This window comes from Streptomyces sp. Alt3 (assembly GCF_030719215.1).
Taxonomy (GTDB): domain Bacteria; phylum Actinomycetota; class Actinomycetes; order Streptomycetales; family Streptomycetaceae; genus Streptomyces; species Streptomyces glycanivorans.
In genome coordinates, this window is sequence record NZ_CP120983.1 from 5,168,250 (window position 1) to 5,194,007 (window position 25,758).

Annotated in this window: 22 protein-coding genes and 2 tRNA genes; 16 read left to right on the top strand and 8 right to left on the bottom strand. The window is 71.0% G+C overall.

The genetic code is table 11. The features are described from left to right. Positions 1-3: 3 nt before the first annotated feature. The 5 genes from P8A20_RS22820 to P8A20_RS22840 all read left to right on the top strand — a co-directional run bounded on the left by P8A20_RS22820 (position 4) and on the right by P8A20_RS22840 (position 4,548). Complete coding sequence (locus P8A20_RS22820) at positions 4-1,188, top strand: ROK family transcriptional regulator (RefSeq protein ID WP_306104155.1); 1,185 nt, start codon at positions 4-6, stop codon at positions 1,186-1,188. Positions 1,189-1,366: 178 nt separating this feature from the next. Then, the gene (locus tag P8A20_RS22825; RefSeq protein ID WP_306104156.1) at positions 1,367-2,257 is read left to right on the top strand and encodes a hypothetical protein; all 891 of its coding nucleotides are present in this window, start codon (positions 1,367-1,369) and stop codon (positions 2,255-2,257) included. A gap of 142 nt (positions 2,258-2,399) precedes the next feature. Next, complete coding sequence (locus P8A20_RS22830) at positions 2,400-3,194, top strand: HAD-IIA family hydrolase (RefSeq protein WP_147963604.1); 795 nt, start codon at positions 2,400-2,402, stop codon at positions 3,192-3,194. Between the two features lie 66 nt (positions 3,195-3,260). Next, the gene (locus tag P8A20_RS22835) at positions 3,261-3,824 is read left to right on the top strand and encodes a hypothetical protein (RefSeq protein ID WP_147963603.1); all 564 of its coding nucleotides are present in this window, start codon (positions 3,261-3,263) and stop codon (positions 3,822-3,824) included. Between the two features lies 1 nt (position 3,825). Next, positions 3,826-4,548: a class F sortase gene (locus tag P8A20_RS22840; RefSeq protein ID WP_306104157.1), complete on the top strand. Its 723-nt coding sequence runs from the start codon at positions 3,826-3,828 to the stop codon at positions 4,546-4,548. A gap of 538 nt (positions 4,549-5,086) precedes the next feature. On the opposite strand, the gene P8A20_RS22845 is transcribed toward P8A20_RS22840, so the two are convergent. Beyond that, positions 5,087-5,160, bottom strand: a tRNA-Lys gene (locus P8A20_RS22845). 169 nt (positions 5,161-5,329) lie between these two features. Between P8A20_RS22845 and P8A20_RS22850 the strand changes: the two genes are divergently transcribed. The 3 genes from P8A20_RS22850 (at position 5,330) to P8A20_RS22860 (ending at position 9,325) form a co-directional block, all read left to right on the top strand. Next, a complete protein-coding gene (locus tag P8A20_RS22850; protein WP_306104158.1) occupies positions 5,330-6,616 on the top strand; it encodes a peptidoglycan-binding protein in 1,287 nt (428 codons plus the stop codon). A 345-nt stretch (positions 6,617-6,961) separates the two neighbouring features. Next, positions 6,962-8,566 (top strand): SPFH domain-containing protein, encoded by a 1,605-nt coding sequence (locus P8A20_RS22855; RefSeq protein WP_306104159.1) that lies wholly within the window; start codon positions 6,962-6,964, stop codon positions 8,564-8,566. Between the two features lie 168 nt (positions 8,567-8,734). Beyond that, entirely contained in the window at positions 8,735-9,325 is a 591-nt protein-coding gene (locus P8A20_RS22860; RefSeq protein WP_147963599.1) for a lytic polysaccharide monooxygenase auxiliary activity family 9 protein, read from the top strand. 66 nt (positions 9,326-9,391) lie between these two features. Here P8A20_RS22860 and P8A20_RS22865 read toward each other — a convergent pair. Beyond that, positions 9,392-9,465: transfer RNA gene (locus P8A20_RS22865), tRNA-Lys, on the bottom strand. Between the two features lie 188 nt (positions 9,466-9,653). Here P8A20_RS22865 and P8A20_RS22870 point away from each other — a divergent pair. The 6 genes from P8A20_RS22870 to P8A20_RS22895 all read left to right on the top strand — a co-directional run bounded on the left by P8A20_RS22870 (position 9,654) and on the right by P8A20_RS22895 (position 18,334). Then, entirely contained in the window at positions 9,654-10,664 is a 1,011-nt protein-coding gene (locus tag P8A20_RS22870) for a LacI family DNA-binding transcriptional regulator (protein ID WP_306104160.1), read from the top strand. Positions 10,665-10,822: 158 nt separating this feature from the next. Then, positions 10,823-12,196: an ABC transporter substrate-binding protein gene (locus P8A20_RS22875; protein WP_371606418.1), complete on the top strand. Its 1,374-nt coding sequence runs from the start codon at positions 10,823-10,825 to the stop codon at positions 12,194-12,196. A gap of 7 nt (positions 12,197-12,203) precedes the next feature. Then, positions 12,204-13,178, top strand: coding sequence for a carbohydrate ABC transporter permease (locus P8A20_RS22880; protein ID WP_147963598.1), 975 nt, complete (start codon positions 12,204-12,206; stop codon positions 13,176-13,178). Positions 13,179-13,192: 14 nt separating this feature from the next. Continuing rightward, a complete protein-coding gene (locus tag P8A20_RS22885; RefSeq protein WP_306104161.1) occupies positions 13,193-14,080 on the top strand; it encodes a carbohydrate ABC transporter permease in 888 nt (295 codons plus the stop codon). 31 nt (positions 14,081-14,111) lie between these two features. Then, positions 14,112-16,634, top strand: a complete 2,523-nt coding sequence (locus tag P8A20_RS22890) for a CBM35 domain-containing protein (protein ID WP_306104162.1) — start codon at positions 14,112-14,114, stop codon at positions 16,632-16,634. 71 nt (positions 16,635-16,705) lie between these two features. Next, a complete protein-coding gene (locus P8A20_RS22895) occupies positions 16,706-18,334 on the top strand; it encodes a glycoside hydrolase family 13 protein (protein ID WP_306104163.1) in 1,629 nt (542 codons plus the stop codon). 77 nt (positions 18,335-18,411) lie between these two features. On the opposite strand, the gene P8A20_RS22900 is transcribed toward P8A20_RS22895, so the two are convergent. The 6 genes from P8A20_RS22900 to P8A20_RS22925 all read right to left on the bottom strand — a co-directional run bounded on the left by P8A20_RS22900 (position 18,412) and on the right by P8A20_RS22925 (position 23,645). After that, positions 18,412-19,170, bottom strand: a complete 759-nt coding sequence (locus P8A20_RS22900) for an IclR family transcriptional regulator (protein ID WP_147963593.1) — start codon at positions 19,168-19,170, stop codon at positions 18,412-18,414. Positions 19,171-19,346: 176 nt separating this feature from the next. Beyond that, complete coding sequence (gene ehuA, locus P8A20_RS22905; RefSeq protein WP_147963592.1) at positions 19,347-20,180, bottom strand: ectoine/hydroxyectoine ABC transporter ATP-binding protein EhuA; 834 nt, start codon at positions 20,178-20,180, stop codon at positions 19,347-19,349. Then, positions 20,170-20,814 carry an ectoine/hydroxyectoine ABC transporter permease subunit EhuD gene (gene ehuD / locus P8A20_RS22910; protein ID WP_147963591.1) on the bottom strand — a complete coding sequence of 215 codons (645 nt, stop codon included), beginning with the start codon at positions 20,812-20,814 and terminating at the stop codon, positions 20,170-20,172. Before ehuD ends, ehuA begins: the two co-directional genes overlap by 11 nt. Then, complete coding sequence (gene ehuC, locus P8A20_RS22915; protein ID WP_147963590.1) at positions 20,811-21,545, bottom strand: ectoine/hydroxyectoine ABC transporter permease subunit EhuC; 735 nt, start codon at positions 21,543-21,545, stop codon at positions 20,811-20,813. Before ehuC ends, ehuD begins: the two co-directional genes overlap by 4 nt. Before the next feature lie 19 nt (positions 21,546-21,564). Beyond that, positions 21,565-22,467 carry an ectoine/hydroxyectoine ABC transporter substrate-binding protein EhuB gene (gene ehuB / locus P8A20_RS22920; RefSeq protein ID WP_147963589.1) on the bottom strand — a complete coding sequence of 301 codons (903 nt, stop codon included), beginning with the start codon at positions 22,465-22,467 and terminating at the stop codon, positions 21,565-21,567. Positions 22,468-22,685: 218 nt separating this feature from the next. Beyond that, positions 22,686-23,645 carry a D-2-hydroxyacid dehydrogenase gene (locus tag P8A20_RS22925; protein WP_147963588.1) on the bottom strand — a complete coding sequence of 320 codons (960 nt, stop codon included), beginning with the start codon at positions 23,643-23,645 and terminating at the stop codon, positions 22,686-22,688. Between the two features lie 184 nt (positions 23,646-23,829). Here P8A20_RS22925 and P8A20_RS22930 point away from each other — a divergent pair, with 184 nt between their 5' ends. Beyond that, positions 23,830-24,594, top strand: coding sequence for a maleate cis-trans isomerase family protein (locus tag P8A20_RS22930; protein WP_306104164.1), 765 nt, complete (start codon positions 23,830-23,832; stop codon positions 24,592-24,594). A gap of 63 nt (positions 24,595-24,657) precedes the next feature. Continuing rightward, entirely contained in the window at positions 24,658-25,758 is a 1,101-nt protein-coding gene (locus tag P8A20_RS22935; RefSeq protein WP_147963585.1) for an LLM class flavin-dependent oxidoreductase, read from the top strand.

The window sequence follows — 25,758 nt, forward strand, 5'->3', positions numbered from 1 at the left end:
GCGGTGAACAGGAGTAACAGCAGGAGCGGCGGGGCGAACCTCCCCTCCCTGCGCCACCACAACGCGTCGCTCGTCCTCGACCTGCTGCGCGTGGCCGGTGAGCAGGGCATCAGCCGGCTGGAGCTCGCCGAGCGCACCGGACTCACCCCGCAGGCCGTCAGCAAGATCACCGCCCGGCTCCGGACGGAGGGCCTCGCCGCGGAAGCCGGCCGGCTCGCCTCCACCGGAGGCAAGCCCCGCACCGTCCTGCGCCTCGTCCCGGAAGCCGGATACGCCGTCGGGCTCCACCTGGACCGCGACGAACTCACCGCCGTCCTCGCCGACCTCGCCGGCACCACGGTCGCGACCCGCACCCTCCCGCTGGACCTCGGAGCCCCGGCCGCCGAGGTCCTCGCCACGGCCACCCGCGCGGTGCGGACGGTACGGGCCGACGCCCCTCTGGCCCCCGGGGCCGCGGCCCCGCAGGTCTTCGGCGTGGGCGTCGCCCTGCCCGGCCCGCTGGACCACCGCGGCGGGGTGCTGCACCGGGTCACCGGCTTCCCGCAGTGGGACGGCTACCCACTGCGCGACGCCCTCGCCGAGCACACAGGGCTGCCCGTCGTCGTCGACAAGGACACCAACGCCGCCGCCCTCGGTCTCGCCCTGCGGGAACGGGCCGACGCCGACTTCGCCTACCTCCACCTGGGCACCGGCCTCGGCGCCGGACTCGTCCTCGGAGGAGCCGTGCACCGCGGGGCGCGCACCGGGGCCGGAGAGTTCGGCCACCAGACGCTCCAGCTGGACGGGCCCCCGTGCGACTGCGGCGGGCGTGGCTGCGTGGAGGCGCTCTGCCTGGCCGCCGACGCCCGCGGCGACATCGCCGAGGCGGCCCGGGTCCTCGGAGCGGGCGCCGCCAACCTCGTCGGGCTCCTCGACATCGACCGGGTCGTCCTCGGCGGACGTACGGTCGCCGCCCACGAGGACGCCTATGTGAGCGGGGTCCGCGCCGTCATCGAGGAGCGTGCCCGCCGGGAGGGCACCGGCGCGGCCGTCCCCGTCACCGTGGCCGGCGGCGGGGACCGCCCCGTCGCGGAGGGGGCGGCCCAGCTCGTCCTCGCCCCGCTCTTCGGCCGGGCGGGAGAGGACGGCGGCGAGCGGGCCCCGCTGCGGCAGGGCGCCACAGGGCGGGGCCGATCGAGCGGATCGTGACGCCCGAACGGGCGGTGCACCCCGCCGAGCGATGGCGGCCGCACGCACGCGCGTGACAGCGTCGCGGACTGAAACGAACCGCCATGGCCGTACGTCCGGCCGCGCGCGGCAGCGCCGCCGCCCCCAGCAGGTGGCCGCCCGCCCCGGCCGTTCGCGAGCAGCGAAGGGTGAACCCACCATGTCCAGCAAGCCTCCCGCACGGCTGCGCGACGGCCGTGCCCTCACCCGCCTCGGACTGGCCGCGGGGCTGGTCGTCCCGGTGAGCCTCCTCGGAGTCCCGGCCGCCGTCGCCATCCCGGTCACCGTCCCCGCCGCGACCGGAGCCGCGACCGGAGCCGTGGCCGACGCCGTGACCGTCGCGGCCCCGGAGTCGCCCGCCTGCGGCGATCCCGACGGCGAGGACTTCCCCATCGAGACACGGATCCACGGAGGCCCCGACACCTACGCCTCCGGCGGCGGCTACGGGACCTGGTTCCTCGACCTCACCAACACGACCTCCGAGTCGTGCCACTCCATCCACCCCGTCCTGGTGCTCACCGACGAGGACCGGACACTCACGGCCGAACAGATCCAGCTGCAGTTCACCGAGCGGGCGCACCCCGACGAGGAACACCGGGTGAGCTGGGAGTCCACCGACCGCGACGAGCAGATCGGTGTCTTCGGCGGCGGGGAGCAGGACGACGACTTCCCCGGCTTCACCGTCCCCGCGAGGAAGACCGTCACGGTCGAGGTCCGGATGGCGTTCACCTCCGACACCCGGCCCGGCAAGGTCACGGCCCACGCCGCCATCGTCCAGCGGCGCGCCGCCGGGGACGAAGCCGAGCAGGCCGGCAGCGACGGCGACTGGGTCGGAGAGTCCGCCGCCTACTCCTTCGCCGTCGTCGACGGCGGCATCGAGGCGCCCGGGGACGACGGGGCCACGACGGACGCGGAGGGCGACGCCGTGCCCGAACTCGCCCGCACCGGCCAGGCCCGCGCGCTCCGGGCCGGCCTCGCAGCCGTCACACTCGTGCTCGCCGGAGCGGCCGCGCTGCTCTGGTCCCGGCGCCTGCGCGGAGGACACCGCTGATCAGGCACCGCAGGTCCGTGTGATCAACCGGTTCCGTCCGCGGGAACAGGCAGCCTAGGATCGGGGACGTCGGCGCTGCACAACGCGGTGCCGCCGGCGTCCAGCACCTCGGTGCACAGCGCGTACGGCAGGAGTCCGTCACATGGCAGAGCGCAAGCCGATCGAATCCTGGCTGACCGACATGGACGGCGTCCTCATCCACGAGGGCACGCCGATCCCCGGGGCCGACGCCTTCATCAAGCGGCTGCGGGATTCCGGACTGCCCTTCCTGGTCCTCACCAACAACTCCATCTACACCGCCCGCGACCTGCACGCGCGCCTCAAGCGCATGGGTCTGGACGTGCCCGTGGAGAACATCTGGACCTCCGCCCTGGCCACCGCCCAGTTCCTGGACGACCAGCGGCCGCGCGGCACGGCGTACGTCATCGGCGAGGCGGGCCTCACCACGGCGCTGCACGACATCGGCTACGTCCTCACCGACCACGAGCCGGACTACGTCGTCCTCGGAGAGACCCGCACCTACAGCTTCGAGGCGCTCACCAAGGCGATCCGCCTGATCAACGGCGGTGCCCGCTTCATCTGCACCAACCCCGACGAGACCGGCCCGTCCGCCGAGGGCCCGCTGCCCGCGACCGGCTCGGTCGCCGCGCTGATCACGAAGGCCACCGGCAAGGCCCCGTACTTCGCGGGCAAGCCCAACCCGCTGATGATGCGGACCGGGCTCAACGCGATCGGCGCGCACTCCGAGACCTCCGCCATGATCGGCGACCGGATGGACACCGACGTGCTGGCCGGGCTGGAGGCGGGGATGCAGACCTTCCTGGTCCTCACCGGTCTGACCACGGAGGCCGACATGGACCGCTACCCCTTCCGGCCCTCCACGGTGGTCGAATCGATCGCGGACCTCGTCGACCTGGTCGACCTGCCGATGCCGTGACCCGAGCGGGCTACAGCGGATGCGGGGCGGCCCCGCAGGCGTGAACCTTCCCTCAGGAGGTTTACGATGCGTTCACTGCCCCTCACGTTCTGTGCCGCGATCGTGGCCGGGACGATAGCCCTTCCCGCGTCCGCCGCACTGGCCGAGTCCAAGGCCGAGGACCCCGCGAACGAGAAGCGTTCCGGAACGGTCTCGGTCAGCCCGTCGCGTGTCTCCCCCGGCGGGGAGGTGGAGCTCCGGGTCGACGTCTGCGGCAAGGACAGGTCGGCCCGTGGCAACTCCGAGGCGTTCGCTTCCGAAGCACGCTTCGAACCGGCCGACGGCAAGGGCCTCGTCGCCCACGCCCGGATCCGCTCCGACGCCGCCCCTGACGACTACGAGATCTGGGTGACCTGCAAGGACGGCCACGGCAAGGCCACCGGCACGGTCACCGTCGTCCATCACGGCCGTCCCTCGCCCGTCGCCCCCGTAAGGGCGGGCGGCGGAGGCGCCGCGGTGCTCGCCGAGGAAGCCGCGGCCGACGAGGGCCCCGGCACCCGGCACGCGATCATCGGACTCGGGCTGGGCGCCGTCGCGGCCGTCGCCGTCGCGTTCCGCAGCGCGCGCCGACGCCGCTCGGCGCTCCACTGAGATGGCGGCCCCCGACCGCCCCGCCGGAACGGGCCGCCTGCTGACGGGTGTCACCTGGGCCGTCCTCCTGCTGGGCCTGTGGCTGTGGGGCCGGGCCGCCACCGCCGGCAACTCGGCCCCGACGACCGGTGACGTCGCCGCGGTCGGCCGCCCCCTGGGCGTACCGCTGCCCCCGGCCCACGATCCGCTCGACGGTGCCGCGCCGCAGCGGGTCGAGATCCCCTCCGTCGGGATCGACGCGACCGTCGTGCGGCGCGGGCTCGACGACGAAGGGGCGATCGAGCCCCCGCCGTTCGAAACGCCGAAAGCCGTCGGCTGGTACGCGGACGGCACCGAACCGGGGACGGAGGGCGCCGCTCTCTTCGTCGGCCACGTCGACACCGAGACGAAGCCCGCCGTGTTCTACGGCCTGAGTGCCGCGAAGCCCGGCGAGAAGGTCCGGGTGAGCCGGTCCGACGGAAAGATCGCCGAGTTCACCATCGACGACGTGCAGGTCTTCACCCGGGAACGGTTCGACGCGCAGAAGGCGTACGGACCGCGTGAGGACGGGCGGGCGGAGCTCCGGCTGATCACCTGCGGCGGTACGTACGACCACGCGTCCCATGCGTACACGGCCAATGTCGTCGTCTCCGCGTACCTGACGGCGGAGAAGTCCGCCGGGAGGAGCACGGAGGCGGGGGGCCCGGTGAACGCGGCGAAGGGAGCGGCGGGGAGCCGCACCTGACGTGCCGCATGTGACCCGTCGCGACGGGATGACCTGGCCCGGCCGGCGTCCGCTCCCCCTCGGAGTCGCCGGCCGGGCCGGTCCTCTACCGCGGCGTCCGGGTCGCGGGAGTGGCCCGGACACGACGCGGGAGGTCGGGTCGTTCACTGACACGACACTGTAGAGCGACTATGCCCGGGGCCCCGAGTGGTTCCGGCAGGATGTCCGGATCCGGGCGGGAGCGTCCGGGGCCCGGTCCGCTGTGCCGCGACGGGATGCGGTCGTCGGCCGGCCGGTACGGGCGCGCGGATGTGGAGGCCCTTGCGTCCGGACCGCCCGGGGAAAGCCGTGGTCGCGACGGGGTTCGGCCGGATCGGCGGCTGTGCGGCATGAACACAAGGGCGAAACCTGCGGGTTCGACCGACATGCGTGCGGTTTGGGTGGAGACCGTGAAGAGGGCGCACAGGGGTGGCGAAAGGCGCCCCCCGGGGCGTGCCGTACGCCGTCGCGCACAGCAGCGAGGCCCCCTCACACTCGGTGAGGGGGCCTCGATGTTGCGTGCGCCGTCAGGGACTCGAACCCCGGACCCGCTGATTAAGAGTCAGCTGCTCTAACCAACTGAGCTAACGGCGCCTGCTGACCTGGAGAACTTTACCCGATCTGCGGGAGTGCTCCTGACCAATTCCTTTCCGGTACGGCCTGTCGGATGGTCGTTTTGTCCCTTTAATCAGTCACCATGGCATACGCCGGGAATGTTGATCTATGGAAGATCTGGACGACTGCCGAAGGGAAGAGGAGTCGCATGACTGTGCCGGTCTTCGAGGAGTACGAACCCCCCGCCGACTGCGGCTGTCCGGGCTGTGCACGGCGCCGTCGTACGGCTGCGGCGCTGCCCGTGCGCCACGGCGGCCACCCCGCCGCGCACGGCGCGCGACGGGCGCTGGTCATGGTCACCGCGGCCGGGGTGGTCCTGTCCTGCGGGGCGGGCCAGGCCGCCGCGACCGCCGCCGCACGGGGCGCGCGCGCCGATACGGCGGTGGACCCCCAGCCGGGCAGCCCGCAGGGCACGGTGGGCCCCTTGAGCGGCAGCGGAGCCTCGGGGCCGCCCTCCACCCCGGACACCACGCAGCGCACGACGACACGTACCGACATCATCAGCCGCGCCCAGAAATGGGTGACGGCGAAGGTCCCGTACAACATGGCGGCTTACTGGTCGGACGGCTACCGCCAGGACTGCTCGGGCTTCGTGTCGATGGCGTGGAACCTCGGTACGAACGAGTGGACCGGCAGCCTCGCCGCCTTCGGCACGAAGATCGCCCGGGCCGATCTGGAGCCCGGCGACATCCTCCTCTTCCACAACCTCGCGGACCCCTCGGTGGGGTCGCACGTCACGGTCTTCGGCGGCTGGACCGACCACACGCACACCCACTACCTCGCGTACGAGCAGACCAGTCCGCACGCGAGGAAGGCGACGACGCCGATGGCGTACTGGAGCAACTCCTCCAAGTACGTCGCCTACCGCTACAAGGGGATCGTCAGCGGCACGAGCGGCAGCGGTTCGGTCACCGCGTTCCCCGGGGCCGCGAAGTTCGGCCCCGGGAAGAACAACGCGCACGTGACCCGGCTCGGGCAGCTGCTCATCGCCCAGGGCGGCAAGCGCTTCTACACGGCGGGCGCCGGGCCGCGCTGGAGCGACGCGGACAAGCGGGCGACGCAGGCGTTCCAGCTGGCACAGGGGTGGAAGGGCAAGGAGGCGGACGGCCTCCCGGGCCCCGGCACCTGGAGCCTGCTGATCAAGGGCACCGGCCACCGGATCCCCGCCGCCGGGACCGGCAGCACCCAGGGCGGGACCGCGGCGTACCCGGGGAAGAGCTTCTTCGCCTCCGGGCAGTCCAACGACCACGTCCGGAAGCTCGGCGCCCAGCTCGTGAAGAAGGGGTACGGCGCGCACTACCTGACGGGCCCCGGCCCGCGCTGGACGGAGGCCGACCGCCGCAACGTCGAGGCGTTCCAGCGCGCCCAGGGCTGGAGCGGGAGTGCGGCCGACGGCTATCCGGGGCCGGAGACATGGCGGCGGCTCTTCGCGTGACGGCTGAAGTGACGGAACGGACATGACGGAGGCGGGAATGCGATCCACGGAGAACGTGCGGGGCGAGTGGGACGAGCTGGGCGAGCGGGACACGCGGGTGATCGTGCCGGGGCCCGGCACCGGGCCCGGCACGGGGGACGCGTCGGGGCAGGCGGTGACGCAGAACCGTGGGGCCCGGCTCCCGGAGCCGGGCGCGGTGGCGGACTCCGCGGTCGATGCGGTGCCCGTGGTGGGGGTGTCCGATGTGGTGCCGGTGGGGGTGCCGGGCGTGCTGCCCGTGGTGGGCGATCCCCCCGGCCCGGAGGACGAGTACATCCCGGCCGACCTGGGCCGGCCCTGGACGCGGTGGCCGTGGTCGGCCCCGCCGCCCCGGTGGAACTCGACCTGGACCTGGGCGCGGCGCCGGAAACCGGCCCGCATGCGCCGGCCCCGGACCCGGATCCCGAACCGGCCCCGCTGTCGGCGGAGCCGGTGCTGTGGGGGGCGGTGCGTGGTCCGGAGCCGTTGCCGGCGGAACCCGGGCGGGCCGCGGTGACCGACGTGGTGAACGACGTGGTGAACGACGCGCTGCCGGGGGCGGTGCGTGACGCGGAACCTCCGGCTGCGGAGCCCGTGGGGCCCGCAGAGCCCATGGAGTCGGTGGAGCCCGCGGAGCCCGTGGATTCCGCGGAGCTTGCAGAGTCCGTGAAGTTCGTGGAGCCTGCGGCCCCGGGTCCCCGGAGGACCGCGCCCGGCGCGCCCCGCGTGTCGGTCGACGAGGAGCGCGCCCCGGTGGCGCTCGCCGTCGGTGCCGCGGACCCGGTCGCCTGGTGGGGTGCCGGGCGGCGGCAGCCCGTCATCGCCACCGAGACCACCGCGACCATCCCCGTGCACCTGCTCTTCCGTGACGACCCCGGCATCACGGCCGCAGGTCCGGGCGGCGCCTCCGCGGGGACCTCCGCCGGTGCCTCCGCCGGGACCGGCCCGGCCCGGCGCTCCGGTGACCGCCGCCCGCCGATGCCGCGGTCGCCCCAGGTGCAGGCTCCCACCCGGCCCTCGCCCCTCGCCGACCCCCGGATCGCCGAGCGGCCCGGCCCCGTGCTGCCCGGCTGGGCGGCACTGTTCACGGCGGCAACCGGAGTGGCCGCAGGGCTGGCCCTGCTCTGGTGGCAGGGCGCGCTGCCCGCCGCGGTGACCGGCCGGATCGGACTCGGGGCGCGCCCCGACAACGGCATCGGGTCCTTGGCCTGGGCGCTGCTCGGTCTCCTGGTGGCCGTGGTGCTGTTCACCTGCTGCGGTCTGGGGCGGGGCCGGGCCGGTCACGCCTCGGTGCTGACGCTCTTCGGTGACTACCGGGGGAGCGTCCGGCGCACCGGCCTCCTCTGGATCTCCCCGCTGCTGAGGCGCCGCCGTGTCGACGTACGCCTGCGGCACTGGCGCAGCGAGCCGCTGCCCGCCGTGGACGCCAGTGGCACCGCGCTGCGCGTCCAGGTCCTCGTCGTCTGGCGGGTGAGGGACACCGCCCGCGCCACGCTCGGCGTCGCGGACCACGAGCGCTATCTGCGCGACCAGGTGGAGGCGGCCCTGGCCCGGGTCCTCTCGCAACTGCCCGCCGACGCCTTCCACGAGGACACCCACACCCTGCGCGACGCGGAGGCGGTGGGCGACGCGCTGACCCGGGTGCTGAAGGCGGACTGCGTGCCCGTGGGCGTCGAGGTGTACTCGGCGCAGCCGACCGGTATCGAGTACGCCCCCGAGATCGCCGCGGCGATGCAGCGGTGCCGGGTCGCGGCCATCGACGCGAAGCACCGGGACGGGGTGCTGACCTCCGTGGTCGATGCCGTGGACGACACGGTCGGCAGGCTGACGGCACGCGGCATCGTCGAGCTCGACGCCTACGAACACAAGGCCCTGGTCAGGGATCTGACGGTGGCTTTCTACACCGGACGCGGCAGCGGAGAAGGGGTCTGAACGCCTCCGGTCGCAGGGGAACGGGCGCCGAAACCCGATCCACATTGGTCTGGACATGTTCATGCCGTGTCAATAATCTGGACTTGGTCTAGACCGCACGAACGATGCGCGCAGCACGGCTCGGATCATCCCCAGAACATCCCCCACGTTCTCGAGGAGCGACACAGCATGCGGAAAAGGGCAAGCGCGGCCGTCATCGGCCTGGCGATAGCGGGCGTCTCCATGTTCGCCACCGGCAGTGCCAGCAGTCACGGCTACACGGATTCCCCCATCAGCCGGCAGAAGCTCTGCGCCAACGGCACCGTCGCCAACTGCGGCAACATCCAGTGGGAGCCGCAGAGCGTCGAGGGCCCCAAGGGCTTCCCGGCGGCAGGACCGGCGGACGGCAAGATCTGCTCCGGCGGGAACAGTCAGTTCGCCCAGCTCGACGACCCGCGCGGTGGCGCCTGGCCCGCCACCAAGGTCACCGCCGGGCAGGGCTACAGCTTCCGCTGGCAGTTCACCGCCCGGCACTCCACGAGCGACTTCCGCTACTACATCACCAAGAACGGCTGGGACTCCAGCAAGCCGCTCACCAGGGCCGCCCTGGAATCGCAGCCCTTCATGACGGTGCCGTACGGCAACCAGCAGCCCCCGGCGACGCTGACGCACCAGGGCTCGATGCCCACCCAGAAGACCGGTAAGCACATCGTCCTGGCCGTCTGGAACGTCGCGGACACCACCAACGCGTTCTACGCGTGCTCCGACGTGCAGTTCTGACAGTACCGGCACGGCACAACGCACAGTGGGCGGTCTCCCGAAGGAGACCGCCCACTGTGGTGTCTGTGCGCCGTCAGGGACTCGAACCCCGGACCCGCTGATTAAGAGTCAGCTGCTCTAACCAACTGAGCTAACGGCGCCTGCTGACTCGAAAATAATACCTGGTCCTCGGGGGTGGTGATGACACGCGCCCGCTCCCTGCCGTGTGGCCCCGGCCACTGCCTTCCGTTCGGCCCTCCACGTGGCTCGCGGGCCCCTCGCGCAGCAAAAGTCACTTTCTTTCGTAAGTGATCTTCATTTTTGCGTAGCTCTTTGTAGGGTGAGCTCCGTGACGAAACGACGACTTTCTCAGGTGGCCGAGTACGCGGGTGTCAGCGTGGCGACGGTCGGCCGCGTCCTCAACGGCAGCCCCGATGTGGCGAGCACGACCCGCGAAGCGGTGCTGAGCGCACTGGACGTCTGCGGGATCGAACGGCCGAGCCGCTACCGGGCCGAGCGCGCCGCGCTGATCGGCCTGGTCGTGCCCGACCTGCAGAACCCGATCTTCTCCGCGTTCGCCGAGGCTCTGTGCGGGCTGCTGAACAAGCGCGGCCTCATACCCGTGCTCTGCACCAGGACCGCCGACGGCGTCTCCGAGGCGCACTACATCGAGATGCTGCTGAAGCAGAACATCGGCGGCATCGTCTTCATCGGGGCGAGCTACGCCGACGCCGGCCCCGAACACGGCCGTGCCCTGCGTGAACGCAAGGTCCCGATGGTGCTGCTCAACGCCGCCGACGAGAACGCGGGTGTCGCTCAGGTCAGGGTTGACGACACGCTGGCCGCCGACCAGGCGCTGACCCACCTCGCGGCGCTGGGGCACGAACGGATCGGCATGGTCCTCGGTCCGGTGGGGCACGTCCCCTCGGCCCGGAAGCTCGCCGGCTTCGCCGCCTTCTGCGCGCGCCGCGGTATCGCCGCGGACGAGTGGCGGCGGCTGGTGGCGCACGCGCTCTTCACGATGGAGGGCGGTGCCACCGCGCTGCCGCGCCTCCTGGCGGAGGGGGTCACCGGAATCGTTTGCGCCAGCGACGCCCTCGCGCTCGGGGTGATCCGGGGCGCCCGCAGGCAGGGGGTGTCCGTGCCCCAGGACCTCTCGGTGGTCGGGTTCGACGATTCGCCGTTCATGGTGGCCACGGACCCGCCGCTGACCACCGCCCGGCAGCCGATCCAGGCGATGGCCTCGGCGGTCGTGTCCTCGCTGGTGGCACAGATCGACGGCCACGCGGGTGCGAACGAGCTTCTGATGTTCGACACCGAACTGATCGTCCGGAGGTCCACCGCCGCCCGGCCGCACTGAGTGACCCGGGCGGGTGCCGTGTTTCTTGCACAAGCCGCTGAGATTACTTTCTTGCGTAGATGCATTGACTTCTTGCGTAACGGGCTTCTACCTTCGGCGCAGCTCAGTGCGCGGGGTCCGACAACCCCGTGGCGGACCTCCAGGAAGGCACGATCCCCATGGTTGGCATGCCCGGCATCAGCAGACGTCAGGTCCTCGGTTCGGCGACAGCCGTCGCTCTCTCCCTCGCCCTCACGGCGTGCGGCGGCTCCGGCTCCTCGCCGTCCGGGAAGGACGAGAACGGCGTGGTCACGATCAGCGTCAACGGCATGCCCGCCAAGACCCAGGCACTGGACCGCCAGAACTTCATGGAGGACGTCAAGGCCTTCGAGAAGGGCCACCCGAAGATCAGGATCGACGCCCGCGAGGGCCAGATGGACCCGAAGACCTTCGCGGCCAAGCTCGCGGGCGGCCAGCTGGAGGACGTGTACTACGTCTACTTCACCGACCCGGCCGGACTCATCCAGCGGCGTCAGGCCGCCGACATCAGCGAGTACGTCGCGGACGTGCCGTTCCACAAGGACATCGACCCCGCGCTGATGAAGGTGTTCAAGGACGGCGAGGGCAAGACCTATGGACTGCCCACCGGCAACTACTCGCTCGGCCTGCTCTACAACCGGTCCCTGTTCGCCAAGGCCGGACTCGACCCCGACAAGCCGCCGGCCACCTGGGAAGAGGTCCGCACCGCCGCGAAGAAGATCAGCTCCCTCGGTGACGGCACGGTCGGTTACGCGGACTACAGCAAGAACAACCAGGGCGGCTGGCACCTCACCTCGTGGATCTACTCCATGGGCGGTGACGTGGCCGCACGGCAGGACGGCAGGTGGAGGGCCGCGTTCGACAGCGAGGCGGGGCGCAAGGCGCTCCAGGCCCTGCACGACATGCGGTGGACCGACAGGTCCATGGGCACCCGCCAGCTCCTGGAGATAGCCGACGTCCAGAAGATGATGGGCTCGGGCAAGCTGGGGATGTACATGGCCGGCCCTGACAACATCCCCACCATCGTCAAGCAGTTCGAGCGCGAGTACGAGGAGTACGGCCTGACCGCGCTGCCCGGCACGGCGACGCTCGGCGGCGGCGACGGCTTCATGTTCAACCCCAAGGCGTCCCCGGAGAAGATCAAGGCCGGGCTGCAGTGGGTCCAGTGGAAGTACCTGCGCAGCCCGGAGCGCGAAGCGGTGGACAGCGAGCGGGCCAAGAAGTCCGGTGTTCCGATCGGGCTGCCGCAGCCCCGGCTCTTCGCGGGAGACACGCAGGCGGAGATCGACAGGATCCACGGCCGGTACGCCAACACCCCGGTCGAGAACTACCAGCCCTTCATCGAGCGGAACGCCCAGGTGGAGACCAAGGTCGAGCCGCCCAACGCCCAGCAGCTCTACACGATCCTCGACGGTGTCATGCAGTCGGTGCTGACCAAGGAGGACGCCGACCTCGACGCCCTGCTGGCCGAGGCCGCCAAGAAGGCCGACACCGTCCTCGCCTCGGTGAAGTGACGTGACGATGTCCGTCCAGCCGCTCTCCGACGCCGCGGAGAAGACCGCCGGGGACGACGGCCCCCGGCGGTCAGGGCCCCGGCCCCGCAGGGGGGCCGCGATCCTGAACCCCCGGATCCGCAGGGCCGTGCGCGAGAACCTGGTCGCGTACCTCTTCCTCGCGGCGGGAGTGCTCTGCTTCGCGCTCTTCTCCTGGTACCCGATCGTGCGCGGGGCCCTGCTCGGCTTCCAGCAGGTCACCTTCGCCGAACCAGCCCGCTGGGTGGGCCTGGACAACTTCCGGCGCCTGTTCGACGACCCGCTGTTCCTGACCGCCTGGCAGAACACCGGATACTTCACCCTGCTCGCCCTCGTGTTCGGCTTCGCCGCACCCTTCGCCACCGCGGTCGTCCTGAACGAACTGCGGCACGGGCGGTCGTATCTGCGTATGACCGTCTACCTGCCGGTGATGCTGCCGCCGATCGTCACCATGCTGCTCTGGCGCCAGTTCTACGACCCGGGCCCCGGCCTGTTCAACAGCGTGCTGGAGGTCTTCCGGCTGCCGGCCCAGCAGTGGCTGGAGTCGGAGAACCTCGCGATGGTGTCCCTGGTCCTCGTCTCCACCTGGGCCAACATGGGCACCACCACCCTGATCTACCTGGCGGCGCTCGGCGGCATCCCCGGCGAGCTGTACGAGGCGGCCGAGCTCGACGGCGCTTCGGTCCGGCAGAGGCTCTGGCACGTCACGATCCCGCAGATGCGCTTCATCCTGATGATCACCCTGCTTCTCCAGGTCATCGGCACCATGCAGGTGTTCGTCGAACCCTTCGTCCTCACCGGCGGGGGACCCGATGACGCCACCGTCACCGTGCTCCTGCTCCTCTACCGCTACGCCTTCGTCTACAACGACTTCGGCCTGGCCAGCGCCATGAGCACGCTGCTCTTCGTGGTGCTCGGCCTCTTCTCCGTCGTCTATCTGCGCCTGACCCGGAGCAAGGGCTGAGAGGAACTGCTGCCATGGCTGCCGAAACTCCCGTACGCACACTGATCGCGCCCGCCGAGATGAACCGGCGCACAGGCCGGTTCCTCTACCGCTTCGTGCTCGTCGCCACCTTGACCGGCTTCACGGTCGCCTTCGTCTTCCCGCTCTACTGGATGACGACGGGAGCGGTGAAGTCGTCGTCCGAGCTCGCCGACCAGAACCTCAGCCTGTTCCCCCGGAGCTGGCACCCCGAGAGCTACGCCGACGCCTGGACGAACGTCGGCCTCGGCCAGTTCTTCCTCAACACACTGCTGCTGGCCTTCGGGGCCTGGCTCACACAGCTGCTGATCGACGTGTCCGCCGCCTACGCCCTGTCCAAGCTCCGGCCCGTGCTCGGCAACGTCGTCCTCGGCATGATGCTGGCGACCCTGATGCTCCCGGTGTCGGCGCTGCTCGTGCCGACCTATCTGACCGTCGTCGACGTGCCGCTCTTCCACGTCAACCTGATCAACACGCCCTTCGCCATCTGGCTGCCGGCGGCCGCCAACGCCTTCAACATCTTCATCCTGAAGAGGTTCTTCGACCAGATTCCCGTCGAACTCCTGGATTCGGCGCGGATCGACGGGGCCGGCACGCTCCGGGTCCTGATCTCGGTCGTCCTGCCGCTCTCCCGGCCGGTGCTCGCCGTCGTGTCGATCTTCGCGGTCGTCGGGGTCTGGAAGGACTTCCTCTGGCCGATGCTCGTCCTCCCCGACGAGGCGAAGCAGCCCATCACCGTCGCGCTCAACCGGCTCTCGGAGTTCATGCCGGCCAACCAGCTGCTGGCCGGGATGGTCATGGCGAGCATCCCCCTGCTCGTCCTCTTCCTGATCTTCCAGCGCCACATCATCGCGGGTCTCACCGCGGGCAGCCTCAAGGGCTGACCCACCACCCTCAAGGGAAGGACACACAGCCGTGTCTCCTGCACCAAGGAAGCGCTCCCGAGCCGCAGCGCGGTTCATATACCCCGTACTCCTCTCCCTCCTCGGCACCGTCCTGTACGGGACGGCGGCGCAGGCGGCGACCGTCACCCTGGAAGCCGAGTCGGGCCGGCTGTCGGGCGGCGCCGCCGTCTCCACCGACCACAGCGGCTACACGGGAACCGGTTTCGTCGGTGGCTTCACCGATGCCAACAAGGGCTCCGCGTCCGTGTCCTTCGGGGTGACGGCGGAGACCGCGGGGGCCGGTTCGGTGTCGCTGCGGTACGCGAACGGCACCGGTGCGACGATGACGCTGAGCCTGTACGTCAACGGGGCCAAGGTCCGTCAGGTCGGTCTCCCGGCGACGGCGAACTGGGACACCTGGGCGACACACCAGGAGGCGGTGACGTACGCGAAGGGCGCCAACACCGTCGCGTGGACGTTCACCACCGCCGACAGCGGCAACGTCAACATCGACAACGCCACCCCGGCCACCCCCACCACGCCCACCGACCCGGGCGGCCCCACCACCCTGACCCACCAGGCCGAGGACGCCTTCGTGTCCGGCGGCCCGGCGAAGGCCACCACCGCCTCCGGCTACGAGGGCAGCGCCTACCTCTCCGGCTTCACCGCCACCGGTGCCCGGGCCGTCTTCGCGGTCAACGCCCCCGGCGCGGCGACGTACCCGCTGACCGTGCGCTACCGCACCCCGGACGCGGCCGCGTCCACCGTCACCCTGCTCGCCAACGGCACCACCGTCCGCCGGGTGACCCTGCCCGGCACCGGCGGCGCCTGGAAGAGCGCGGCTACCGACGTCCCACTGCGCGCCGCGCTCAACCACGTCAGCCTGCGCACCGCGGCCGGGGACAACGGCACCCTCCAGCTCGACGGCATCGGAGTCACCGGCTCCACGCCCAACAGCGCCCGGGGCGCGACCCTCCCGTACACCACGTACGAGGCCGAGAGCGGCAGCACCAACGCCACGACCATCGGACCCGACCGCACCTATCTCACCGTCCCGTCCGAGTCGTCCGGCCGCAAGGCCGTCGTGCTGGACGCCACCGGCGAGTACGTGCAGTTCACGCTGACCGAGCCCGCCAACGCGCTGACCCTGCGCTACTCGGTCCCGGACAACGCGGCCGGCACCGGTATCGACACCACGCTCAGCGTCTACGCCGACGGCACCCAGCTCCGCGACCTGTCCCTCAGTTCGAAGTACAGCTGGGTCTACGGCAGTTATCCCTACGGCAACGACCCGTCCCAGGGGGCGGGCCACCACTTCTTCGACGAGACCCGCACCCTGCTGACCGCCGGGCTGCCTGCCGGAACCGTGCTGAAATTCCAGAAGGACGCCGGCGACACCGCCGCCTCCTACACCCTGGACCTCGTCGAGACCGAGACCGCGCCGGGTGCCCTGACCATGCCGGCCACCGGCTTCGTCTCCGCCACCACTCTCGGAGTCACCCCGGACGACTCCACCGACGACACCGGTGCCCTCAACACCGCCGTAGCCACCGCCACTTCGCAGGGCAAGGGGCTCTGGCTGCCCGCCGGGACGTACAACATCTCCGGGCACGTCGACCTCGCGGGAGCGGACCTGCGGGGCGCCGGGCAGTGGCACACCGTGCTCCGTGGCAGGAACGGCAAGGGCGGGCTCTTCGGACGCGGCGGCACCAGCAACGTCCAGGACCTGATGATCGCCGGTGACGTCTCCTACCGCGACGACGCCAACTTCGACGCGGCGGTCGAGGGTGACTTCGGCAAGGGGTCCACCCTGACGAACCTCTGGATCCAGCACACCAAGGTCGGCCTCTGGACCGACGCCCCGACCGACGGTCTGTACGCCTCCGGGCTCCGCATCCGCGACACCTTCGCGGACGGCGTCAACCTCCACAAGGGCACCAGGGCGACCGAGGTGTCCCAGAGCAGCGTCCGCAACACCGGTGACGACGGGCTCGCGATGTACTCCGAGGCCCAGGCCGTCACGGACAGCGCGTTCCGCTTCAACACGGTGCAGCTCCCGATGCTGGCCAACACCGTCGGCGTCTACGGCGGCCACGGCAACCGGGTCGAGGACAACCTCCTGGCCGACACGGTGACGGGCTCCTCGGGCATCGCCATCAGCAGCCGGTTCGCCCCGGTGCCCTTCAGCGGGACGACCTCCGTGCAGCGCAACACCCTGACCCGCACCGGCGGCTACGAACCCAACTGGCAGAGCGAGCTCGGCGCCCTGTGGATCTACGCCGACTCCTCCGACATCACCGCGCCCGTCCTCGTCAAGGACAACGAGATCCTCGACAGCACCTACAGCGGGCTGCTCATCTCCTGGCAGAAGAACGTCGGCGCGCTCACCGTCGACGGCCTGAAGATCGACAAGGCCGGTTCCCACGGCATCGAGATCAACTCCGCGGGCGCCGGAACGTTCTCCGGCGTCACCGTCGCCGGCGCCGCCGCCGGCGGCCTCTCCAGCACGGGTGGCTTCACGATCACCCGGGGCACCGGCAACACCGGCTGGTAGCCCGAACGGTGCGGGCCCGCCCCTGACCTGCGGGCCCGCACCACCACATACAAACAGAGCAAGGAGCTTCAGTGACCACCCACTGGTGGCGGCACGCCGCGATCTACCAGATCTACGTACGCAGTTTCGCGGACGGTGACGGGGACGGCACCGGTGATCTCGCCGGGGTCCGCAGCCGCCTCCCGTACCTGCGGGAGCTCGGCGTCGACGCCCTGTGGTTCAACCCCTGGTACACCTCACCCATGGCCGACGGCGGCTACGACGTGGCGGACTACCGCGACGTCGACCCGCTGTTCGGCACCCTCGCAGAGGCCGAGGAACTCATCACCCGGGCGCACGAGCACGGTCTGCGGGTCCTGATCGACCTGGTGCCCAACCACTGTTCCGACCAGCACGTCTGGTTCCGTGAGGCGCTTGCCGCGGGGCCCGGATCCCCCGAGCGCGAACGCTTCTGGTTCGTCCCCGGGAAGGGGGAGGCGGGCGAACTGCCCCCCAACGACTGGACCTCCTACTTCGGCGGCAGCGCGTGGACCCGGGTGACCGAGGCCGACGGAAGCGCCGGGCCCTGGTACCTGCACATGTTCGCGCCCGAACAGCCCGACCTGAACTGGGAGCACCCCGAGGTCCGTGCCGAGTTCGAGGACGTCCTGCGCTTCTGGCTGGACCGGGGTGTCGACGGCTTCCGTATCGACGTCGCCCACGGCCTGGCGAAGAAGCCCGGCCTGCCCGACGTCGGTCCGGACCCGGACATCACGGACCTCCCCTACCAGGACTGCGACGCGGTGCACGACATCTACCGCTCATGGCGCAAGATTCTCGACTCCTACGACGGCGAGCGCACCTTCGTCGGTGAGGTCTGGCTGCCGACCCCTGAGCAGTCGGCACGTTATCTGCGCCCCGACGAGCTGCACTCGGCGTTCAACTTCGACTTCCTGTGCTGCGCGTGGGAGGCCGACGCGCTGCGCCGGGTCATCGAGGAGACCCTGGCCGGGCATGCTCCGGTGGGGGCTCCGCCCACCTGGGTGCTCTCCAACCACGACACCATCCGCCACGTCACACGGTACGGACGGGAGGACACCTCCTTCGACATGGGTGACAAGCGGCTGCTCGACCCGAGCGATCCGGTGCTCGGCCGCCGCCGGGCCAGGGCGGCCGCGCTGCTGACGCTGTCCCTGCCGGGCGGGGTGTACGTGTACCAGGGTGACGAACTGGGCCTGCCCGAGGTGCAGGACCTGCCCGACCACCTGATCCAGGACCCCACCTACGTGCGGTCGGGCGGGACGGACCGGGGGCGGGACGGGTGCCGGGTGCCGTTGCCGTGGAGCGGGTCCGGGCCCTCGCTGGGCTTCTCGCCCGAGGCATCCGAGGCGTCCGGGGCGACCCCCTGGCTCCCGCAGCCGGCGGCCTGGTCCGAACTGAGCGTGGCGTCCCAGCAGACCGACCCGGAGTCCTTCCTGAGCCTCTACCGCTCCGCGCTGGCCCTGCGCCGGGACCGCCTGGCCGGCATGGCGGAGTCGCTGACCTGGGTGGACGCACAGCCCGGGACGGTGTGCTTCGACCGGGAGGACGGCTTCCGCTGCCTGCTCAACGCGTCGGCGACGGCGGTGCCGCTACCGGAGGGCGCGCGGGTCCTGCTCGCCAGCGGCCCGCTCCCGGACGGCGCTGTGCCCCCGGACACGGCGGTCTGGCTTTCCCTCTGACAGGAGGGCGCCCTTCCCGGCGGGGACCAGGGGCGAGGCGTTCCGGTCACCCGGAACGCCTCGCCCCTGGTCCCGCGTCAGAGCGCCAGCGACAGCAGCACCGGCGCCGCGCGCCGGTTCAGGGTGTCCGCGGCGGCGCGCAGCCGGTGCGCGTGCTCGATCGGCAGGGACAGCGCCAGGCACCCGGCCGACGAGCCCGCCGTCAGCGGGACCGCCGCGCACACCGTGCCCACGGCGTACTCCTGGAGGTCGAGCACCGGAACCGTCGCCGGCTGGCTGTCCAGCTTCGAGAAGAGCACCTTCTCGCTCGTGATCGTCCGGGAGGTCAGCCGTGCGATCCGGTGCCGGGCCATGTGGTCGCGGCGGCCGTTCTGGTCGAGCTGTGTCAGCAGGCACTTGCCGATCGCGCTGGCGTGGGCCGCCGAGCGGAAGTCGACCCACTCGTTGACGGCGGGCGTGCGCGGGCCGTCGGCGACCTGCGTGATCCGGATCTCCCCGTCCACGTAGCGGCTGACGTAGACCGCCGCGCCGACCGAGTCCCGCAGCTGCACCAGCGTCTGCTGGAGCTTCGCCTCCAGGGCCCGCCTGCGTGCGGTGCCGGAGCCCAGCTCCAGGAGCGAGGGCCCGACGACGTACGCGCCGTCGGCGATCTGCTCGACGTATTCCTCGCGGCGCAGTGTCAGCAGCAGAGGGGCGAGATGCCCGGCGGGCAGGCCGGTCTCCCGGGAGATGCGGGCCGCCGTCACCCCGTCGCCGTGCGTGGACACCGACTCCAGCACCCGCAGGGCGTACTGCACCGAAAGGAATGGCGCCTTCGGCTCGGGCTTCAACGCCACGGTTCCCCCTCCAGGGCCTCTACCAGGTTGTGACCGCAAGCTCACGACCCACGATAGTCGCCAAATGGCCGAATTACAGGCCCTGTAGCGGAGTTGGCGGTGCGCCCCGGCCCGGTCAGCAGGGGCGCACCCGCTTGGCATATGCCAACGTCATGAGCGGTATGTCAAAGGCAAGGTCACAGCACCGCGTTGAGGAACTCGCGCGTACGTTCGTGTTCGGGGTCGGTGAATATTTTTTCCGGCGAACCGGACTCCACGACCCGCCCCGCGTCGAACATCAGGACCGTCTCCGACACGTCCCGGGCGAAGTTCATCTCGTGGGTCACGCAGAGCATCGTGATGTCGGTGGTCCTGGCGATGTCGCCCAGCAGGTCCAGCACCCCGGCCACGAGTTCGGGGTCCAGCGCCGACGTCACCTCGTCGAGCAGCAGGATCTCCGGCCGCATGGCCAGCGCGCGGGCGATGGCGACGCGCTGCTGCTGGCCGCCGGAGAGCTGGGAGGGGTGGGCGTCGACCTTCCCGGAGAGCCCGACCAGGTCGAGCAGTTCCCGGGCCCGCGACTCGGCCTCGTCCTTGTCCATGCCGAGGACGTTGACCGGTGCCTCGGTGATGTTCTGGAGGACCTTCATGTTCGGGAAGAGATTGAACTGCTGGAAGACCATCCCGATCTTCTTCCGGGACTCGCGCAGCTCCTTCTCGCCCGCGGGTTTCAGCGAACCGTCCGGCCTGCGTACGTGCGAGAGGGGTGAACCGTCCACCCAGATCACGCCGTCGCTGACCTTCTCCAGCGTCATCAGCAGCCGCAGGATGGTGGTCTTGCCCGAGCCGCTGGGCCCGATCAGGGTGACGTGCTCGCCGCGCCGCACGCTGAAGTCCAGCTCGTCCAGGACCACGTGGTCGCCGTAGCGCTTGACGACCCTGTCGAACCGGACGAGCGGCTCGACACCGGTGAGCAGGGGATCCCCGGCCGCGTCGGCGATCTTCTCCAGGGGGGCGGGTTCAGTGGCCAAGGCGCTTCTCCAGCTTTCTCATCAGCAGCGACGTGGGGTAGCTCGCGACCAGGAAGACCAGTCCGGCGAGTGTGAATGCCTCGGTGTAGGCGAAGTGGTCGGCGCCGTAACTGCGGGCCTCGAAGACCATCTCGTGCACCGTGATCACGGCGAGGAACGGGGTCTCCTTGAACATCGAGATCGCGTAGTTGCCGAGGGCCGGAAGTACGTTGCGCACCGCCTGCGGCAGGATGACCGCCTGCCACGTCCGGCGGGGCGACATCGAGAGTGCCCGGCAGGCCTCCCACTGGCCCTTCGGTACGCCGTCGATCCCGGCCCTGTACACCTCGGAGGTGTAGGTGGCGTAGTGGATGCCCAGGACCACGATGCCGATCGTCAGCGGCTCGACGGAGGTGAAGAGGGCCGCCGCGCCGACCAGCTGGACGAGCAGCGGGGTGGCGCGCACGAACTCCATCACCGCCTTCACCGGCACCGTCACGAACCGGGAGGGCGCGCGGCCGGCCACCGCGATGGCGAGCCCGAGCACCGCCGCCACGAGCGTGCCGAGCACGGTGGCGAGCAGGGTGACCCGGAATCCTTCGAGCAGCAGGGGGAGGGCGTCGCCGGCGGCGTCCCAGTCGAACGTCTGGTTCACCGGGTACCTCCGGTGGTGGTGACGGCTTCAGCCGTGCGGGTCCTGAGCAGGCTGCGCCCGCCGGTGTGGAGGCCGAGCCGGCGCTTGGCCGACCGCTCCAGCAGGTTCATCAGCAGGGTCAGCGTGTAGGCGAGCACGAAGTACACGGCCAGCAGCAGCAGATACGCGGTGAGGGTCTCACCGGTGAGGCTGCGGATGTGCTCGATCGTGGTCATGAAGTCGGCGGCGGAGATCAGCCACAGCAGCGGTGTGCACTTCAGCAGCTGGATCAGCAGGTTGGTGAAGGGCGGGATCATCTGCACCCAGGCCTGCGGCAGGATCACCTTCCGCATCCGGTGCAGCGGCGTCATGTTCAGCGCCACCGCCGCCTCGTACTGGGCGCGGGGCACGGAGTTGATCGCGCCGCGCACGATCTCGGAGCCGTACGCCCCGTAGTTCAGGCCGAACGCGACGACACCGCAGAGCAGCGGGGTCAGTTCGTAGCCCGTCAGCTGGGGCATGGCGTAGTAGAGCCAGAACAGCTGGATGTACAGCGAGGTGCCGCGGAAGAACTCCACGACGGTCCGGGAGACCCCGCGCACCAGCAGCAGCCCGCTTCCGGCCGCCAGGCCCAGGGTGAACGACAGGAGCAGGGCCAGCAGGGAGCCCAGGACGGTGGCCTGGACCGTCACCCACAGGCCGGCGCCGACCTGGGGCAGTTCGTCGAGAAGCGTGGAGAAGAAGTCGCTCATACGGTGTGGTCCGCCCTTGTCAGCCCTTGCACAGGTCGGCCGTCTTGAGTGTGGCCGGCGGGATCTCGGTGGCGCCGAAGCCGTAGTCCTGGAGCAGTCCGACGTAACGCGACCTGTCCGAGACGATCTTCTTGAGCTCCCGGTTGAAGGAGTCGCGCAGGTCCTCGTTGCCCTGGCGGAAGACCGCGCCGCCCGGGGAGAACTGCTGCTTGCCGTCCAGCTCGGGGACGAACGCCTCGGTGACCTCGGTGTCCGGGTTGGTCTTCGCGAGCCAGCGCAGCGAGATACCGGTGAGCAGGAAGGCGTCGATCCGGCCGCCCTTGACGGCGTCCGCGCCGTCCTGGGGCTTCTGCAGCGTCTTGATCTTCCCCTCGGCGATGCCCGCGCCCTTGGCGTACGAGCCCTCGACCGCACCGGACATCACGCCGACGGTGATCCCCGCCGCCTTCGCGGACGCCAGGTCGGTGACCTTCTTCGGGTTGCCCTTCTTCACCATCAGGGCGGTGGGGGAGATGAACTCCGGCTCCGAGAAGAGGGCGTTGGCGCACCGCTCGGGTGTGATCGCCATGCCCGCGCTGACCACGTCGTACTTGCCTGCCTGGAGGCCGGGGATCAGGCCGTCCCACTCCGAGAGCGTGGGCTTCAGCTCGTCGACGCCGAGGGCCTTGAATATCTCCCGGTGCAGTGTGGGGGCCTCACCCTTGAGCTCCTTGCCCTCCATGTAGCCGTACGGGGCCTCGTTGGCGTAGGCGACCCTGACGAAGCCCTGCTTGCGGAGCTTGTCGAGCGCGCCCTCACCGTCCGCGGCGCCGGCGTCGGTCTTGCTGCACGCGGAGAGCAGGCCGGGAACGACGAGCAGACCTCCGACAGCCGCGGATCGATTGAGGAAGCCTCGACGGGACAGGTGAGGGAAGTCAGCCATGGTTCGCAATCTCCTGGAGAAATCGGGGTGTCGAACGGTCCGGACAGGGTGAGCACCTGCCCGATCCGGGACGCCTATGCAGCAAGCGCTGCCATGTAACCGAACGGTGGCCGGAGGGTGACCTTCCCGTGTCTCGTCATGGGCGGAGGGCGACGGCCGGGTCGCAGGGTGTATTCCCGGACCGGTCCGCTTTCATGACTACCCGTTATGTCCGATCATCAGTCCGGGATATCGGTGGAAGGTACGTAACCACGCCTTATGTCCACCACGTTGGGCAAGGGCTCCCCGGATGACCAGAGTTCGTACATCGAGACGAACTGCTCGCCCAGCCGGTCGCGCCAGCCGGCCGTGTCGCCGCTCATGTGCGGGGAGACCAGCAGGCGGGGCACCTCCCAGAGAGGGCTGCGGGAGCCCAGCGGCTCCTCCTGGAACACGTCGAGCGCGGCGCCCGCGATCCACCGCCGGCGCAGGGCCTCGGCCAGGTCCTCCTCGACGGTGAGCGCGCCGCGCCCCACGTTGACGAAGTGCGCGGAGGGCTGGAGGAGCCCGAAGAAGCGGGCGTCGAACATGCCGCGCGTCGCGTCCGTCAGCGGGGCCGCGCCGATCACCCAGTCCGCTCCCGCCGCCAGCCGGTCCAGGTCCTCCACGCCGTGGATCGTGCGCCGCGCCGTCCGACCGACGAGTGCCACCTGGACGCCGAGGGCGTTCAGCAGCCGCATGATCTCCCGGCCGACGGGGCCCGCCCCGACCACCACGGCGCGGGTGCCGGCGAGCCCCCGGGTCTCCCGGTGGCCCCACCGGTGCTGCCGCTGGAGTTCCAGCGTGCGGGGGAGGTCCTTCGCGAAGGCGAGCACCAGCCCCGCGACGTACTCGGCGATCGGCAGCTCGAATACGCCCCGGGCGTTGGTGACGACGGTGGGGGAGGCGGCCAGCTCGGGACAGAGGAGCCGGTCCACCCCGGCACTCGCGGTGTGCACCCAGCGGGGACGGGGACCGTCGCCGGGCCAGGCCTCGCGGACCGCGTCGGAGGTGAAGTCCCAGACCAGCAGCACGTCCGCCCCGGGCAGCAGCCCGGCAAGCGTCCGCCCGTCGGCGTACCGGACGACGGCCCGGCCGGCCAGCCGGCCCAGGCGCGGCGGCGGGTCGGTGTCCAGGACGAGGATCACAGGAGCGGTCATCAGGAATGACCACGCTCGCACCGGGGCACACGCCCGTCAACAGGGCCTCCACCCCGTGGGAGAAACCGCAGGTCACGCCCGTTGCGGGCGACGGCAGGGGGCCGGAAGGGGAATACTTGTCCCAGCAGGGGCAGCGGTGGCGCGAGCGCCCGCGGGACATCCGGAACGCAGGGGAAGGATGGACATGACGACCGTAGGACTTCTCTACCCGGGCCATGCCGCGGAGGACGACTTCCCGCGGATCGAGGTCATGCTCGACAGCGACATCAGAGTGCCGCTCTTCCACACCGACATCGACGAGGACGCCCGCAGGGTCGAGAACCTCCGCGAGGCGGGCGCGCCCGACCGTCTGAGCGCCGGTGTCGAGGAACTGCGCATGGCGGGTGCCGAGTCGCTGGTCTGGGCCTGCTCGGGCGGCAGCTTCGCCTACGGCTGGGACGGGGCGCACGAGCAGGCGGCGGCGCTGGCCAGGGCCGCAGGGCTCCCCGCGTCCAGCTCGTCCGTCGCGTTCGTCCAGGCCGTGCGCGAGCTGGGCGCCTCCCGCGTCGCGGTCGCCGCCACCTACTCCGAGGACATCGCCGCGCTCTTCGCCGGCTTCCTGGAGTCCGGAGGCGTCGAGGTCACCGCCACCCGGGGCAGCGGCATCATCGGGGCGTCCGACGCCGCCGCCGCGGACGTGGAGCTCGTGAAGGAGCTCGCCGTGGCCGGCGACCACCCGGACGCCGAGGTGGTCCTGCTCCCCGACAACGCCCTGCACACCGCCGCGTACGTCCCCGAGCTGGAGGAACTCCTCGGCAAGCCGGTGCTCACCGCCAACCAGGTGGCCGTCTGGGAAGGCCTCCGGCTGGCCGAACGCCGCATCTGGGCACCCACCCTCGGCACGCTCTTCGCCACCCGGGAGCCCCCGCTGGGCGCCTCCGAGCCCCGGGGCATCGAGGTGCGGGAATAAGCGGAGCCATCCTCCTGTTTGCAATCTCCGGTACACAGACGTAGCACCGGAGAGGCCGAACACGTGGACGAGAACCGAGGCGACCAGATTCGCGGCACGAAGGGCGGTACGGCCTCCGTGCCCCTCTCCGTGCTCGACCTGGTGACCGTGGGCCAGGGCCGCACGGCCACCCAGGCCCTGCGCACCAGCGTGGACATCGCCAAGCTTGCCGAGAGCCGCGGTTTCCACCGCTTCTGGGTGGCCGAGCACCACTCCATGCCCGGTGTGGCCTCCTCGTCCCCAGCCGTGATCCTCGCGCACCTGGCCGCCCACACCGAGCGCATCAGGCTCGGCTCCGGCGGCGTGATGCTGCCCAACCACGCCCCGCTGGTGATCGCCGAGCAGTTCGGGACCCTGGAGGCGATGGCCCCCGGCCGCGTCGACCTCGGCCTCGGCCGGGCCCCCGGCACGGACGGCGCCACCGCCGCCGCCCTGCGCCGCACGGACCGGCTGAACGAGGGCGCCGACGACTTCCCGCAGCAGCTGGCCGAGCTGACCCGCTTCCTGGACGACGACTTCCCGGACGGGCACCCCTACGCCCGCATCCACGCCGTCCCCGGACCCGTGCAGGCCACCTCGCCCGGCGGCGTCCAGTCGCCCGCGCGCCCGCCCGTCTGGCTGCTGGGCTCCTCCGGCTTCAGCGCCCGGCTGGCCGGTGTCCTCGGACTGCCGTTCGCCTTCGCCCACCACTTCTCGGCCCGCAACACGGTGCCGGCCCTGGACCTGTACCGGGAGTCCTTCAAGCCCTCCGCGGTACTCGACGCCCCCTACGCACTCATCGGGGTCGCGGCACTGGCCGCCGACGACGAGCGCGAGGCCAGGCGCCAGGTGCTCACCGGTGCCCTGTCCATGGTCCGGCTGCGCACCGGACGCCCGGGTCTCGTGCCGAGCCCGGAGGAGGCGGAGGCGCACGACTTCAGCCCCATGGAGCGCGAGTTCGTCGACGGCTGGCTGAAGGACATCGTGCACGGCACGGCCGACGAGGTCCGCACGGGCCTGGACGACCTGGCCAAGCGCACCGGCGCGGACGAGCTGATGATCACGGCCAACGCACACGGTGGCGAGGCCCGGCTGCGTTCGTACGAGCTCATCGCCGACGCCTACGGTCTGCCCCGGGTGGACTGA

Excerpts from the sequence above, each read along its gene's own strand:
- P8A20_RS22825 (WP_306104156.1), top strand. The coding sequence starts at position 1,367 with ATGTCCAGCAAGCCTCCCGCACGGCTGCGCGACGGCCGTGCCCTCACC.
- P8A20_RS22830 (WP_147963604.1), top strand. The coding sequence starts at position 2,400 with ATGGCAGAGCGCAAGCCGATCGAATCCTGGCTGACCGACATGGACGGC.
- P8A20_RS22835 (WP_147963603.1), top strand. The coding sequence starts at position 3,261 with ATGCGTTCACTGCCCCTCACGTTCTGTGCCGCGATCGTGGCCGGGACG.
- P8A20_RS22840 (WP_306104157.1), top strand. The coding sequence starts at position 3,826 with ATGGCGGCCCCCGACCGCCCCGCCGGAACGGGCCGCCTGCTGACGGGT.
- P8A20_RS22850 (WP_306104158.1), top strand. The coding sequence starts at position 5,330 with ATGACTGTGCCGGTCTTCGAGGAGTACGAACCCCCCGCCGACTGCGGC.
- P8A20_RS22860 (WP_147963599.1), top strand. The coding sequence starts at position 8,735 with ATGCGGAAAAGGGCAAGCGCGGCCGTCATCGGCCTGGCGATAGCGGGC.
- P8A20_RS22875 (WP_371606418.1), top strand. The coding sequence starts at position 10,823 with ATGGTTGGCATGCCCGGCATCAGCAGACGTCAGGTCCTCGGTTCGGCG.
- P8A20_RS22880 (WP_147963598.1), top strand. The coding sequence starts at position 12,204 with ATGTCCGTCCAGCCGCTCTCCGACGCCGCGGAGAAGACCGCCGGGGAC.
- P8A20_RS22885 (WP_306104161.1), top strand. The coding sequence starts at position 13,193 with ATGGCTGCCGAAACTCCCGTACGCACACTGATCGCGCCCGCCGAGATG.
- ehuC (WP_147963590.1), bottom strand. The coding sequence starts at position 21,545 with ATGAGCGACTTCTTCTCCACGCTTCTCGACGAACTGCCCCAGGTCGGC.
- ehuB (WP_147963589.1), bottom strand. The coding sequence starts at position 22,467 with ATGGCTGACTTCCCTCACCTGTCCCGTCGAGGCTTCCTCAATCGATCC.
- P8A20_RS22925 (WP_147963588.1), bottom strand. The coding sequence starts at position 23,645 with ATGACCGCTCCTGTGATCCTCGTCCTGGACACCGACCCGCCGCCGCGC.
- P8A20_RS22930 (WP_306104164.1), top strand. The coding sequence starts at position 23,830 with ATGACGACCGTAGGACTTCTCTACCCGGGCCATGCCGCGGAGGACGAC.